Annotated in this window: 15 protein-coding genes; 11 read left to right on the forward strand and 4 right to left on the reverse strand. The window is 40.9% G+C overall.

Features of this window, described 5'->3' with window-relative positions; translation table 11 throughout:
* The first annotated feature begins 35 nt into the window (after positions 1-35).
* From CWB65_RS11970 to folX, 5 genes are all read left to right on the forward strand, one after another.
* A complete protein-coding gene (locus CWB65_RS11970) occupies positions 36-665 on the forward strand; it encodes a YceH family protein (RefSeq protein WP_138740659.1) in 630 nt (209 codons plus the stop codon).
* Positions 666-733: 68 nt separating this feature from the next.
* Positions 734-1564, forward strand: a complete 831-nt coding sequence (gene nadE / locus CWB65_RS11975; protein WP_138740660.1) for an NAD(+) synthase — start codon at positions 734-736, stop codon at positions 1562-1564.
* A gap of 135 nt (positions 1565-1699) precedes the next feature.
* Complete coding sequence (folM, locus tag CWB65_RS11980) at positions 1700-2419, forward strand: dihydromonapterin reductase (protein WP_058430067.1); 720 nt, start codon at positions 1700-1702, stop codon at positions 2417-2419.
* 17 nt (positions 2420-2436) lie between these two features.
* Complete coding sequence (gene folE / locus CWB65_RS11985) at positions 2437-2991, forward strand: GTP cyclohydrolase I FolE (protein ID WP_010557916.1); 555 nt, start codon at positions 2437-2439, stop codon at positions 2989-2991.
* A 3-nt stretch (positions 2992-2994) separates the two neighbouring features.
* Positions 2995-3351, forward strand: a complete 357-nt coding sequence (gene folX, locus CWB65_RS11990; protein WP_008129424.1) for a dihydroneopterin triphosphate 2'-epimerase — start codon at positions 2995-2997, stop codon at positions 3349-3351.
* 12 nt (positions 3352-3363) lie between these two features.
* Here the strand turns inward: folX and CWB65_RS11995 are convergent, their stop codons facing one another.
* Entirely contained in the window at positions 3364-3798 is a 435-nt protein-coding gene (locus CWB65_RS11995) for a YqaA family protein (RefSeq protein ID WP_138740661.1), read from the reverse strand.
* A 69-nt stretch (positions 3799-3867) separates the two neighbouring features.
* Positions 3868-4233, reverse strand: coding sequence for a DUF4870 domain-containing protein (locus CWB65_RS12000; RefSeq protein ID WP_039038192.1), 366 nt, complete (start codon positions 4231-4233; stop codon positions 3868-3870).
* A gap of 182 nt (positions 4234-4415) precedes the next feature.
* On the opposite strand from CWB65_RS12000, the gene CWB65_RS12005 reads away from it, so the two are divergent.
* The 4 genes from CWB65_RS12005 to CWB65_RS12020 all read left to right on the forward strand — a co-directional run bounded on the left by CWB65_RS12005 (position 4416) and on the right by CWB65_RS12020 (position 8157).
* On the forward strand, positions 4416-5117 hold the full coding sequence (locus tag CWB65_RS12005; RefSeq protein ID WP_006792493.1) for a spondin domain-containing protein: 702 nt from the start codon (positions 4416-4418) through the stop codon (positions 5115-5117).
* 10 nt (positions 5118-5127) lie between these two features.
* Entirely contained in the window at positions 5128-5850 is a 723-nt protein-coding gene (locus CWB65_RS12010) for a spondin domain-containing protein (RefSeq protein ID WP_138740662.1), read from the forward strand.
* An 89-nt stretch (positions 5851-5939) separates the two neighbouring features.
* Positions 5940-6665, forward strand: a complete 726-nt coding sequence (locus tag CWB65_RS12015; protein ID WP_006792495.1) for a response regulator transcription factor — start codon at positions 5940-5942, stop codon at positions 6663-6665.
* 10 nt (positions 6666-6675) lie between these two features.
* The gene (locus CWB65_RS12020; protein WP_008129418.1) at positions 6676-8157 is read left to right on the forward strand and encodes a sensor histidine kinase; all 1482 of its coding nucleotides are present in this window, start codon (positions 6676-6678) and stop codon (positions 8155-8157) included.
* Positions 8158-8242: 85 nt separating this feature from the next.
* Here CWB65_RS12020 and CWB65_RS12025 read toward each other — a convergent pair whose 3' ends face one another.
* Positions 8243-10417 carry a S9 family peptidase gene (locus CWB65_RS12025; protein ID WP_008129417.1) on the reverse strand — a complete coding sequence of 725 codons (2175 nt, stop codon included), beginning with the start codon at positions 10415-10417 and terminating at the stop codon, positions 8243-8245.
* 130 nt (positions 10418-10547) lie between these two features.
* Positions 10548-14015 carry a S8 family serine peptidase gene (locus CWB65_RS12030; protein ID WP_008129416.1) on the reverse strand — a complete coding sequence of 1156 codons (3468 nt, stop codon included), beginning with the start codon at positions 14013-14015 and terminating at the stop codon, positions 10548-10550.
* Between the two features lie 236 nt (positions 14016-14251).
* Here CWB65_RS12030 and CWB65_RS12035 point away from each other — a divergent pair, with 236 nt between their 5' ends.
* Positions 14252-14722 (forward strand): DUF2721 domain-containing protein, encoded by a 471-nt coding sequence (locus CWB65_RS12035; protein WP_006792500.1) that lies wholly within the window; start codon positions 14252-14254, stop codon positions 14720-14722.
* A gap of 90 nt (positions 14723-14812) precedes the next feature.
* A complete protein-coding gene (locus CWB65_RS12040; protein ID WP_008129412.1) occupies positions 14813-15265 on the forward strand; it encodes a c-type cytochrome in 453 nt (150 codons plus the stop codon).
* Positions 15266-15305 lie beyond the last annotated feature (40 nt).

The following is a 15305-nucleotide window of genomic DNA, read 5'->3' on the forward strand; positions in this document are numbered from 1 at the left end:
ATTAGCATTAACAATTAATATTTTTAAGGGTACTTATGCAGTTATCACCACACCAACAACGTGTTATTGGTTGTCTCCTAGAAAAACAAAGCACTACACCAGAGCATTATCCTTTGTCACTGAATGGGTTAACCAATGCATGTAATCAAAAATCGAATCGCGATCCTGTTCTTAATTTAACCGAAAGTGATGTGCAAGTTGTGCTAGATGAACTTAGTGACATGCGCCTAGTTACTGTTGATGAAGCACTTTCGGGGCGAGTAAATAAATACGACCACCGCTTTTGTAATACCGAATTTAGTAGCTTACAGTTTTCAGCACAACAACGTGCCATTATTTGCCTATTGCTGTTACGCGGCGCCCAAACACCCGGTGAATTAAGAACACGCAGCGCTCGTCTCGCTGATTTTAATAATGTAGATGAAGTTGAAAATGCGCTAAATAAATTAATTGAAAATGAGCAAGTTGCCAAGTTACCGCGCGAAGCAGGTAAACGTGAAAGCCGATATATTCATTTATTTGGTGAGCAACCAATTACGCCTGATAGCGATACCATTAATTTACCCAGCGAAGCCATTAAAGATAAAGAGCTAAACGATTTATTACGCGAAGTAGAAGAGTTAAAAGCAGAACTTAACCAGATAAAAGCACATTTAGGGCTTTAAATAAGTAAAACTAAATCACATAATAAGTTTATTGCGTATCACATTTAAAATCTTACAAGGAGCCGGCAATGCGCGCCGAAATAATGGCTGAAATGAAAGTTCAGCCAACCATTGATGTAAACGCTGAGATCTCTCGTCGAGTTAACTTTATAAAAGCACGTTTAGTTGCGGCCCACTCACGCTCGCTTGTGCTTGGTATTAGTGGCGGGGTTGATTCTTCAACTTGCGGCCGTTTATGCCAATTAGCTGTTAACGAATTAAATGAAGAACACAGCACCAACAAATATCAATTTATTGCTGTGCGCCTACCTTACGGCGTGCAAGCTGATGAAGACGAAGCACAAATGGCGGTAGATTTTATTCAGCCAAGCAAGCGTATGACCGTTAATATTCAGCCTGCTGCTGATGCTTTACATGAGCAAGTGTTAATCGCAATAACTAGCAGCGGTGACGCATTACCAGAGCAAGCTCAAATAGATTTTATTAAAGGTAACGTTAAAGCACGCCAACGTATGGTTTCTCAATACGAAATTGCTGGTTTTAGCCAAGGCTTGGTTGTAGGTACCGATCATAGCGCAGAAAACATTACAGGCTTTTACACTAAATTTGGCGATGGTGCATGTGATTTAGCGCCTCTTTTTGGTTTATCTAAGCGCCAAGTTCGCGCACTAGCGACTGCCCTAGGTGCGCCAGCAGTGCTTGTTGAAAAAGCCCCTACAGCCGATTTAGAAAGCGACCGACCGGGCCTCACCGACGAAGAAGCGCTCGGTTTAAGTTACAATCAAATTGATGATTTTTTAGAGGGCAAACCTGTCTCTGAAGAGGTGGAGCAAAAGTTAATCGGTATATATCTGCGCACGCAACATAAACGCCAGCCAATACCAACAATTTACGATTGATATAAGTGATATAAAAAGCAATTAACAGCATCTAGTTTAATTGCTTTTTTGATCGCCCTATTCAAATATTACGTACACATTGCACTTAACGTACTAATATTTATTAAAAACTTGCCAAAGAGAACACTGCATTATATGACATCGCCTATTTTAATTACTGGCGCAGGCCAACGAATCGGCCTAGCCCTTGCTCAGCATTACTTAACCCAAGGGCAAAAAGTGATTATTACTTATCGTACTCGCCATGATGCCGTAGAAAAACTAGCGCAGCAGGGAGTGACTTGTATCCATGCCGATTTCAGTACTGATGCGGGAATTAATGAGTTTATTAATACATTGAAAGCCCATACCCAATCCTTAAAGGCTGTTATACACAATGCATCTAGCTGGGACTGTGAAGCAAATAACCCAGACCACGCTAAGCTTTTTGATAACATGATGCGCATTCATGCCAAAACACCCTACTTAATTAATATGCAGTGCGCTGACTTACTTTTAGCGTACCAGCAAGCTAGCGGTGCTGCGGCTGATATTGTGCACCTTACTGACTATGTGGTTGAAACAGGAAGCCCTAAGCATTTGGCGTATGCGGCAAGCAAAGGCGCACTTGATAATCTAACAAAATCGTTTAGTGCTAAATACGCACCAAATATAAAAGTAAATGCGGTTGCGCCTTCGCTTATTATTTTTAACGAGCACGACGACGAACAATACCGCGCTAAAACACTCAAAAAATCATTGATGGGCATCGAACCTGGGTGCCAAGAAATTATAAACAGCATTGATTTACTATTACAAAGTCAGTACATAACAGGACGCTCTATCCCTGTTGATGGCGGACGTCATTTAAAGTAAAAAACACTGAGACACCTATGCATAACGAATTAAAAGACAGCTACCAAAAAATTATAACCGCCGTAGGCGAAGACGCTGAACGCGAAGGTTTATTAGACACACCAAAACGTGCTGCAAAAGCAATGGAATACCTAACACAAGGGTATCGCCAAACGCTTGATGAAATTACTAATAATGCCGTATTTACCTCTGATGCAGACGACATGGTACTTGTGCAAGATATAGAACTTTACTCTATGTGTGAGCATCACTTGCTACCATTTATTGGGCGCTGCCATATTGCTTATATTCCAAACGGCAAGGTGCTGGGGTTATCTAAATTTGCGCGTATTGTTGATATGTTTTCGCGTCGCTTTCAAATACAAGAACAGTTAACACATCAAATTGCCAAAGCCGTTGAAGAAGTGACTGGTGCAAAAGGTGTAGGCGTTATTGTTGAAGCTAAGCACATGTGCATGATGATGCGCGGTGTAGAAAAGCAAAACTCAAGCATGCGTACATCAGTAATGCTGGGTAACTTTAGAAGCGACCCTAAAACACGCAACGAATTTTTGCAGCTTATTAAAGGGTAATCTATGGCCAACGCAATTATTAATGTTACTAACTTACGCTTACGTACATTTATTGGTTTTAATCCTGAAGAGCGTGAAAAAAAGCAAGACGTAGTGATCAACCTTGAGATTCACTACCCTGCCGACAACGCATGTAAAACCGATGAAGTAGACCAAGCACTTAACTATAAAGTGATCACCAAAGAGGTGATTAGTTTAGTTGAGCAAGGACACTTTTTATTACTAGAAAAGCTAGTCGCTGAAATTCTTGCTGTTTGTCATTCACACCCGAGTGTGAATTATGCCAAAGCCCGTGTAGATAAACCGCATGCGCTTCGCTTTGCTGACTCTGTATCGTTAACACTTGATTGGACAAAGTAGTGTGCGTATAGCTTAAATAAGAGCCTCTACTCCCACGGCAAGGGCAATAACCGCTAAATAGCGTGCGCCTTTGCCAAGTGTTACTAAAAGTAAAAACACGCTAAACCTCACTTTAAAAATACCGCCAATAACTGTTAATGGGTCGCCAACAACAGGCAGCCATGCAAACAATAGGCTATATACGCCATATTTATTAAACTGATTTTGTGCCTTTTCAAGCCCTTGTTCTGATACTGGAAACCACGTTTTATGTTTAAAACGTAAAACTTGCGTGCCTAACCAATAGTTAACACAGCTTCCCAATACATTACCTAGTGTTGCTACCAACCATAAAAGCCAAAGGTTAACTTGGCTTTGTGTGATCATTCCCACCATGATCACCTCTGAAGAACTCGGCAATAGCGTAGCTGAAATAAATGCGCTTAAAAACAGCGTTAGATAAAGCATAATAACCTTGCGGGGAAAGGTAAAACCCCAGCCTTAGGCTAGGGTCTGTTTATATAAATAATTGAGCGCTTATTTTATCAAATTTAAACTCAGTGGATAATTAAACTCTTTACCTTCATTGGCTTTAATACTCGCTAAAACCACCATAATAAAAGAAAAGATAGCCACAATAGGTAATAAAATTACACCGATCACAACAAACATCAATGCAAAACAAATAATATAGGCAATTGCCATGGTTATCTGAAAATTAAGCGCTTTTTTACCGTGCTCATTGACCATTTGCATTTCATCTTTTTTAATTAACCAAATAATTAATGGCCCTATTATTGAACCAAACGGCACAATAAATCCTGCAAACGCGCTTAAATGGCACAACATTGCCCATGTGCGCTCATCTTTATTTACTACTTTAACCTGTTGATTTTCTTCCATAACACAATCCTTTAATTTTTATAATGCGGTTTAATTATACACAGGTCTATAAGTTTTCTGGCGTATTTATTTACAAAAATCACAACCTACATTCCTGTGATAAAAAAGTGATAAGTTTGTGAGAGTTTCTGGAGACGATTGTTCAATACTTATCTCGAATCATCACTTACAGGAAATAAAAAATGAAAGCTTCAACTTTTACACTTGCAACTCTTTTAGCGGTAGCTAGCCAGTCAACCATGGCTGCAGAGTTAGACTTAACAATAACCAACCTAACCCAAGGCATTCACTTCACTCCGCTACTCGTTACAGCACACAACAGTGAAGATAAGCTTTTTGAAGTTGCAACTGAAGCTTCTACCGCATTACAAACAATGGCTGAAGGCGGCAACATTGCTGAGCTAATGGCACAAGCCACTGCAGCAGGTAGCGATATGGCTGCAAACCCAGCAGAAGGTCTATTAGCACCATCGTCATCAACCATGACAACACTAATGACGACAGACGGTAACGATTACTTATCAGTGACCGCTATGTTACTACCTACAAACGATGGCTTTGTTGGCCTTGATAGCTGGAAAATACCAACCGAAGCCGGTACCTACACAGTTTATTTAAATGCATACGATGCGGGCACTGAGCAAAATAATGAGCTAGTGGTTGAAGGTTCTGGAGCACCTGGTACGCCAGGTATTCCTGCAGCACCAGGTGGTGATGCGGGTACAGGTGGCGCAGGCTTAACAAGCACCGATAGCAACATTAATGTGCATATTCACCCTGGTACACTAGGTGACGACGACTTAACCGCTGGTAATAGTGATTTAAGCAACACGGTTCACAGATGGTTAAACCCTGTAGCTAAACTAACCGTTACGGTTAAGTAGGAGCGTAATCATGGCATCTTTAAATAACTTTAAAAAAAGCATCGTGGTTGTTGCACTTGCAGCTTCACTTGCAGCCTGTGGCGACAACGACAGTAACGATCCTGTTCAAGTTGTCACACCGCCGACTCCTGAGCCTGTAAGCTATACATTTGATGTAACCGTCAGTAATTTAACCGCAGGGCAGCCACTATCGCCTATTGCCATTATTGCACATACAGAAGGCACACTTTGGCAAATAGGTAGTCCTGCATCGGTTGCATTAGAAACAATGGCTGAAGGAGGCGACAACAGCCAACTACTTGCATTAGAAAACGCCATTGCAAATGCATCAAGCGAAGGCCCTGTTGGACCTGGCGTAAATACCACGATTACATTAACGACAGACTCACTTGAAGCACTCAAGCTTTCACTTGCCACTATGATGGTGAACACAAATGATGGATTTACCGGTCTTAGTGCTTTAGACGTATCTTCATTAGCCGTGGGTGACTCTTTAATTCGCACCACTGTTGCTTATGATGCAGGTACTGAAGCAAATACAGAAGCAGCTGGTACGATACCCGGTCCTGCTGATGGCGGAGAAGGTTTTAATGAAGCCCGTGATGATGTTAATTTTGTAGCAAGACACCCAGGTGTAGTTACAAATGAAGATGGCTTATCTAGTTCAGTACTTAGCCCTGAACATAAGTTTGATAACCCATTAGCAAAAGTGGTTATTACCCGCACTCAGTAATTCGTTTATCAGTATTGACCTTGATATACCAGCTTGTAATGGGGAAGTAGGGGCGCACGGAAGCCCCCTTTTTTTTACGAGGATAAACAATGCGTCATGAAAAATTACTCATAGTTGAAGACGACAGAGAAATTGGTAAATTAATTACCACACAGCTTACATCGCTAAATTTACATGTGGATCATGTTATAAGTGCTGAGCTGGCTCTAAAAAAAATTGCCAAGCACCCCTACGGGCTTATTTTACTGGATATAAACCTACCGCAAATGGATGGATTAAGTTTATGTCGTAAAATAAAAGAGCACTATCCAACGACCTCCGTTATTTTACTCACCGCACTAAGTAGTGACATGGATAGGGTTATTGGCCTAGAAATGGGCGCAGACGACTATATTTGTAAACCCTTTTTTGCACGTGAACTACAAGCCAGAGTAAAAACCCAACTTCGACACAGAGCACAGTTACTCGCCAGCCAAAATACCGATGAACCCTCTGTTGCAAGTGAACAAACCCTTAAAGTTGGCTCATTAAACATTGAGTTTGACTCTCATCAAGTGTATTTGGCCGAACAGGCAATTAACCTAACTGCCACCGAGTTTGATTTACTGGTGTATTTTGCACGCCACCCTAACCATGTATTTAGTCGCCAACAACTACTTGATAAAGTCTGGGGCTACCAACATAGCGGTTACGAACATACTGTTAATTCACATATTAATCGGTTACGCGCAAAGCTTGAATTGCACCAATCGACACCTATTATAGAAACCGTTTGGGGTGTGGGATACAAACTCAATCCAAGCCAACTTAATTAAGATTTTTATTATGAGACTTTCTTTGTACCAAAAATTAGCAGTGTCGTTAGCCGTTATTTTTTGTTTTATTTGCGCGCTGGTTTATAGCTGGAGTAAACAACTAGAACTCAACTCTAAACACCATGGAGAACAAAATTTACATTTAGCGCTAGCTGAGCATTTAGTACAAGATAACCCATTGATAAAAGAAGGCGTATACGATTACGAAGCCCTTGAAAACCTATTTCATACCTTAATGTTACTCGGCCCCGCCTTTGAATTTTACTTTGTAGACGAAAACGGAAAAATATTAACTTACTCCGCAGAACCCGGAAAAGTGAAGCGTACACATATTAATTTAACGCCATTAAAGCACCTTATAGCTAACCCAAGTGCTACACCAGTTTATGGCGACAACCCAAGAAACCCTGAGCAACAAAAAATATTTTCTGTGGCGCCTGTTTTTAATAACAACACATTGCAAGGGTATTTATATGTGATTATTGGTGGTGAGGCATACGACACCTCTCTTAATCATATAAAAAGTAACGACTCGTTATTATTGGCTGCCATATGGCTAGGCTCAGCACTCGTTTTTTTATTTATTGCGATGCTTATTTTACTGCGATTTTTTACAAACCCTATTCAACGCCTTGCAAAAGATGTAAGCAAAATTGAGGCTGCAAACTACAGCCTAAACGACACAAAACTGAGTATTTATTCAACTCAAAAAAGTAATGAAGTCCATAGCTTAAGCCGAACTATTCAAGCAATGCTCACACGTATAAATGAGCAATTTAAAGCACTAGAGCAAGGCGATAAACAACGCAAAGAGCTACTTACTCACTTATCTCATGACTTACGTACGCCACTGGCTTCGTTACAAGGTTTTTTAGAGGTGTTAAATCAGTCAGGTGACAAACTAAGTGCGCAAGAGCAGCAAGAGTACTTGCAAGTATCACTAAATAACTGTGGTCAACTTAAGCAACTAATAGAGCAAATTTTTGAACTCGCACACCTCGAAAATGGCGAAATAAGCATCAACAAAGAAACATTTAACCTAGGTGAACTTATTTACGATTGTATTGCTAAGTTTAGTTTGGCCGTAGAGAAAAAAGGCATTAATTTATCGGTTGATCCAGAAATTTGTGACTTTCCTGTCATTGCCGACATAGCCAAACTTGAGCGTGTTTTAAGTAACTTAATCGATAACGCCATTAGGCATACCCCGCGTGACGGCAGTATTGCTGTGCGTGTAAAACGCGGTAATGACAATCAATTATTTGTGCAGGTTTCTGATACCGGCGTGGGTATTAAACACGAAGAGTTAAATGCCATTTTTGATCCTCATTACCAAGCTAGTAATTCTAACAAAGCCGGCCGACAACAAGGTGGTTTGGGCCTTGCTATTTGCCGCGGGCTATTAAAACTCATGGACAGTGAAATAAATGTACAAAGTGAACTAGGCAAAGGCACTATGTTTAGCTTTAATTTGCCACAAAAAAAGGCGTAACTTAACGTTACGCCTTAGCTCATTACTTAGTTGAATTGTGGGACCGCTGACCTTTGCAAATTAAATCAACAGCCCCTAGGGTTTGTTATTTTTTTATACCCGCTAAATCAAGCATAAATGCATAATTTAACGCGGCATCTTCTAGGCGTTTAAAACGGCCAGAAGCACCGCCATGTCCGGCTTCCATATCTATTTTAAATAATAGTTTATTATCATCTGTTTTGTAGTCACGCAGCTTAGCAACCCATTTTGCTGGCTCAAAATATTGAACCTGTGAATCGTGTAAACCTGTAGTAACTAACATATTAGGGTAGTCTTGCTTACTGACCTGATCGTACGGTGAATAAGACAACATATAATCGTAATATTCTTTCTCGTTAGGGTTACCCCACTCGCCATACTCGTTAGTTGTAAGCGGAATCGTTTCATCTAGCATAGTAGTAACCACATCAACAAACGCAACCTGTGCAACCATGCCTTTATAAAGCTCAGGCGCTTGGTTTGCCACTGCACCCATTAATAGTCCACCCGCACTGCCGCCTTGTGCAAATATGTTGTCTTTTGCACCATACTTTTGCTCAACTAATGACTTAGTTACATCTACAAAGTCGTTAAACGTGTTCTTTTTGGTAAGTAGCTTACCCGCTTCGTACCACGGGCGACCTAACATTTGCGAACCACGTACATGGGCAATTGCAAATACAAAACCGCGGTCAAGCAACGTTAATCGTGCAGACGAAAAGCTCGGATCCATTGTTGCGCCATACGAACCATAGCCGTATTGCAATAATGGGTTAGTGCCATCTTTTTTAAATAACTCTTTTCGATACACCAAACTCACCGGTACTTTTACGCCATCGCGTGCTGTTACAAAAATACGTTCTGAGGCATAGTTGTCCGCGTTAAAGTCACCTAATACTGTTTGTTGTTTTAATAATGTTTTTTCGCCAGTGGCCAAATTAACATCATAAGATGAACCCGGCGTCGTCATACTGGTGTAGTAAACACGCAGCGTATCGCTGTCTAATTCGTTATTACCGTACGCATTAATTGTATATGCACTGTCGTTAAAGCTTAGTGGTAACTCTTTGCCCGATGTTAAATTACGCGCAATCAGTGTTGATTGGCCCATTTCGCGTTGTTGGTATACTAAGTAGTCATCAAACAACTCAACACCTTCGAGTTTAATACCCTCGCGCGCAGGGATCACGCTTTGCCAATTTGCTTTATCACCGGCTTTATCAATATCTACTTTCATAAGCTGAAAGTTAACGGCATTTAAATTAGTAACAATGTAATAAGTATTGCCTAATTTGGAAATGCTGTATTCAAGGTTGGCTTCACGTTCAATTAAGCGCTTAGGCTTAGCGTTTACATCATTTGCATTAAGTACTGACAAACCCGATGCATCAGTACTGCTATGCCAAATATAAATTTCTGAGCCGTCTTTGCTCTTGCTCATACCTGTGTAATAGCTTGTGTCTGTTTCTTCGTAAACAAGCTCGTCATCGCTTTGTGGTGTACCAAGCGTATGACGATAAACCTGATACCCGAGTAAGGTTTGCGCGTCTTTTTTGATGTAATAGACTGTTTTATTGTCGTTCGCCCACACAACATAACCACTGGTGCCTTCAAGCGTGTCGTCTAATAATTTACCAGTGCTTAAATCCTTAATTTTTATGTTGTAAACACGGCGACTTACCGTATCTTCACCATACGCCATTAAGTTGTCATTTGGGCTGACATTTAGGCCACTAACCGCAAAATAGTCATGACCTTTAGCCAATTCATTTACGTCTAAAATAACTTCCTGATCGGTGCCTGCAAAATCACTACTGCGTAAGTAAGTGGCGTACTCATTATCGCCGCGAGTTTGCGACGAGTAATAGTACTGGCCGTCTTTTACCGGAACAGAGTCATCATCTTTTTGGATTCGCCCTTTAAGCTCTTCAAATAAACTACTTTGTAATTTTTTAGTATGCGCAAGCATAGCGTCAGAATACGCATTTTCGGCTTCTAAATAGTTAATGATCTCAGGTGCTTTTCGCTCGTCATCTCTGAGCCAGTAGTAATTATCGATACGTGTATCGCCATGAATGGTCATTTCATGGGGTACTTTTTTAGCAATTGGTGCAACCGCTGTTACAGTTTGAGCTGACTCAACTTGAACCGTATTTTTTTGAGTTTCTTCGGGGGCTTTATTACACCCGCTTAAAATAGCAAGCGAGAGTGCAGCAAGTGCAAAGGGAGTACGTGTCATCAGGCAAAGTCCTTATTATTTTTGTTACCTAAATATACCTAAAATTAATACCTTTTGTGATTTAGTTTGTGAAGCTATGTAAAAAGGGAGCCGAAGCTCCCTTTAATTTAGTACTTAATCATTTTTAAGCTTACTTTTGCTTACGACGACGCATGAATGCGAACGGTGCTACTAGAAGCGTTAACCAAGCTAATGAACCTGACGAACTTTTCTTCTCTGGCTCTGGAATAACAACTGCCGGAGGTACTACTGCAGTTACATTAACAGTTACAGTTACAGGCTCAGAAACATTGCCTCGAATATCAATCGCAACAACTTCCATTTCAGCAGTAGTATCACCTGCTAGCATGTTGGTGTCAGCAACCACAATTTGACCTTGCTCATCAACACCTAACCCAATATTTGTGTTTGATTGAACGTAGTACTCAGAAACCGCTAAGTCAAAATCGGCTTCTTCAATTGTAAGCGCTCCAACTACTGTACCATCAGCCGCATCTTCAGAAACTGAGAATTCACCACCTACTAAGATAGGCGCCTCAATAGCTGGTAATGTAAGCTCTTCACTTGTCATTGCTTTAATGATGTTAGTGCCAGCACCTTGAGATAAAACAAATGGACCACTTGCAGATACCATTGCTTTTTCACCAGGTAGAAGTGATGCAACGGCTTCGCCAGTTTCAAGCGAAGTCATTTGAACTTCAGGCTGAACACCAAATACCACAGAGCCAGTTACACTGTCTGTCTCAGAGAAAACACCTGACTGGTAGCTTGGGTAACCAACAGATACTCTAAAGTTCATTGGCTGACCAAGTAACGACCCATCAATGTTCATTAGCTCAGAACAACCAGTAAATGTGATTGTATCCTCACCTGCTGAATGAAGAAGTGGTGTACCCCATGCCCAACCATCATTACCAGCACCGTCAGTAGTACCAATTAATGTACGGCTACGGCCTGGTGAAGCCGTTGTACGGCCACGGTCATTTAAGTTTTGTAAGAACTGATCAGCAACACCATCATTATCTGTATCAATTTCAACTCTGTAACCAGCCTGGAAAGTGTGCGTTAGCGGATCACGTAATTGAATTGATGAAGTGATGTAAATACCTGAATCACAGAAGTCTGCACCAAATGCAGAGAATGTGCTCGACAGAATATTATACTCAGCCTCTTCCATTGTTTTCTCTGTGCCTACTGCAATGATGCTTTCGGCTTGAGGAGTGATTTCAGTCTGACCTGTATTTTCAAGTACTAGTGCAACTTTATTGTCAATTAGCTCGGCAGTATAACTTAGCTCTGTCGCTGCTTTCGGCATTGCATGATACACAACGTGTAGATCGTGAGTTGTATCTGTTGACGCATCATCAAATACTAACGCACCATCAAACTCAATCGATGTTAGTGCAGCACTGCGAGCAGCAATGTCATCAGCACTAAATGGATTCTCTAATTCCCATGCAGGTAGTTTACTTGGGTCAACCATCATTGTGATATCAAAGTTTACTGCTTGCCCAGCTGGAATTGTTACTGATTCTGGGAAATCCCAGCTAACAGCTTCAGTTTTTTCGTCGCTTTCGTAACGTGCTTCAGTACGAAGGTTATATGTTTTCGCTTCAGCAGAGAAGTTTTTAACAGTGACCGTTTTAGTGATAGAACCGGCTTCTGCAAGGCTCACTAAACCATAAGAAAGGGCAGCTTGTTTTGTATCAAACTCAGCATTGTGTACCCATGCTGCAACAGGTAAGTTAACAGCCTTAGTTACATCAACTAAACCAGCACCTATCATACTAATAGGCGCAAGCTCTGAATCAGGATTAATAGCAAGAGGTTCGTTAGTTACTTCAAGGTTTGCCGCGTTCATAATCGTTGCTTTAATTTCAAACGCATTACGATTTGGATGAGCTTCACGGATCATAGCAACCGCACCGGCTGTAATTGGACCTGAGAACGAGGTACCCGACACAGGATTAGTGCCAGTTTGAGTTCCTGCTGCTGCTACGTCAATACTTGTACCTGGCGCTGTAATTTCTGGTTTAAGTAAGCCATCCATTGAAGGGCCGCGTGATGAGAATGTTGCCACAGCACCCGCTGTTGTTTTAATCTCAACACTAATATCAAATGTTGCAGGGCCGCCAGCTTCTAGCTGTGCTTTTAGTGCAGCACCCGCTGCAAAATTAATCCCAACGTTTTTAATAGTTACGTCAGCATCAAAACCACCCATTGGGGCTGGTGTGCCATCGTCAACGTTATTTGCAATAAATACAAACTCTGCACCTTTAGCTTGTGCGTTTAGTACTTTTTGTGTAAATGCACAGGCACCACGATCTATTAGTACCGCTTTACCTGTAAAGTCAACATCGTCTGCAAAAGCGTCACAGCCGTTTTGATTTGCTGTAGGGTATACTAAATCAATATCAGCACCTGATAGGGTAAAGCCATCTTGTGGGCCAAAACCTGACGCTTGAATATCGCCTTCAACGCCTGCAACTGTTCCACTTGCAATACCAACTTCTGTTGTTGGATGTGTCATTGCACCAACAGATAAGGCATTAGGAGTTGTACTTGGGCCACCAACACGGAATGGGTTATCACCATCGTTACCGGCAGAAATTACCATGTTAACACCTAATTCAACAGCACGTTGAACTAGGTATTGTGTACCACCACCAGTGTAAGTATCACCAAATTCACCACCAAGAGACATGTTCATCACGTCAACACGATCTGAAATATCGCCATCACCGTTAGGATCCATTGCAGCCTCTAATGCAGCTGCTTGTGCTGCACTTGGACAACCACCGCCACATACAGAATATGCGTATAGCTCAACCTCTGGAGCAATACCGTTTACAGAGTTTGCAGATGATGTACCATGATTTGTTGGATCACCTGTTGACGGTGAATTTGCAGCATCATTTTCAATTGGATCTGCATCATCACGAATAAAGTCATAGCCACCTTGTACAATGCCTTGCGGCCATGTAACTGTTGTAGGATCTTCTTGTGCCGCTAGGTATGCTTCAACAGTACCTGCACCGCCAAATGCTGCGTGAGTATAGTCAATACCTGTATCTAGTACTGCAACGCGCTGACCTTTACCACTTACAATACCATCAGTAATTAATGGTTTAGCGTTAATATAATCAGAGCTTGCAGCAACGTGAAGTTCACGGTCAAACATTGGTAATACTTTTGCAACGCGATCATCTTTTGCAATCTGCTTTAAAGCTTCAGGTGTTGCTTGAACTATTAACGTTGGAGCAAGAATCTTTGTTTTGCCAATTACTTTTGCATCAAAATCTAAGTTACTCAACTCTGCAGTCATTATGTCTTGAAGCTGCTCAACCTGAGCTGTTATTTCACGGCTACTTGAAGCCTGATAAGTTCCAGCTGATACTGCATCCACAGATGTTGTTGCTTTAAGAACGATCATATGAGCTGAAGGCTCTTTTTTGTCTGCTGCAACTTCAACTACTTGTTCTACTTGTTTGTAGTTAATATTTGCTTTTGGTAATTCAGCGGCACTTGCAAGTGTTGCCACAAATGCGCTAGAAACAGCCGTCGCTATCGCTGTCTTTTTTATTATATTGTTACTCATGAGTTCCCCTAGGATATTTTATGTATTATTGTAGTCACATTAATAAAGCAAATTACAATGTATGGACGAATATAAAACGTTCACCCCCCACCAAGCAACACTTTGGTTACAAATAAGCATTAAGCACATAAAAAAAACAATCAAACAAGCACCAAGCAACTGATATAAATAAATAAAACCACATTTCACTTTTGTGAATATTTGTAAACAAAAACTGCATAATAACTAGGTACTTTATGAATAATGATGTGATCAACATTTTAACTATGGCTAAAGTAATACAAACAGCTGTTGCACCAGTGTTTTTAATAACCGGTATTGCAGCTACACTTGGCGTTTTATCAAACCGCTTGGCTCGTATTACAGACCGTGCAAGGCAATTGGAGCGCAAACTAAAAGTAAGCACCGATGAAGATTTTAATAAATCGCTTGCAACTGAGCTTCGCGCTCTATTAAAACGCTCCCGTTGTATACACATAGCCTTTAGTTTAAGTGTTTTGAGCGCTTTGCTTGTATGCGCAGTGGTTATGCTATTATTTTTATCTCACATTCAATCAATAAACTTAGGCGTTACTATCGCCAGCTGTTTTGTGGCCGCTATGGCGTTGTTAATATGTGCGTTTATGTCGTTATTAGGTGAAGTTTTCTTAGCAACTCGCAGTATGCGACGAGGGATGATATTTGCTGATATTGATATGAACGATTAACTTTTAGTTAATTTTTCTGTATTAGCTTGAATAAAACCAATAGCTAAGATACAAAGCAATAGTCAAAAAATAGTTAACAGGGGCAATAATATGAAATTTAAAAAGATTCTAGCGGGTGCATTACTAACAACATGCGCGCTAAGTGTATCTGCAAACTCTGCGTTTAAAGAGCCAAGCGACGCTATTGAATACCGTCAAAGTGCTTTTTCTATGCTATCAGTTCAAATTGGCGATATGGGCGCAATGCTTAAGGGCAAGGTTCCATTTGATGCAGAACAATTCAAAATGCGTGCAAATAACGCAGCAGCGCTCTCAAAAATGCCTTGGGAAGCGTTTTACGCAGGAACAGACAAAGGCGATACATCGGCACTAGCTGCTGTTTGGTCTGAAAATACGGTATTTGTTGAAAAAGCCAATGCGTTTGCTGCAAACGCAGACAAACTTGCTCTAGCTGCCCAATCTGGCGACAAAGCGGTTATTGGTAAAGCCTTTGGTGCTTGGGCGAAAGGTTGTAAAGATTGCCACAAGCAATTTAAAGACTAATTAAAAACATAATAAAAACAAAAAAAGGACTGAGTGTTAA

It is taken from the genome of Pseudoalteromonas sp. S554 (assembly GCF_005930865.1).
GTDB lineage: Bacteria > Pseudomonadota > Gammaproteobacteria > Enterobacterales > Alteromonadaceae > Pseudoalteromonas > Pseudoalteromonas marina.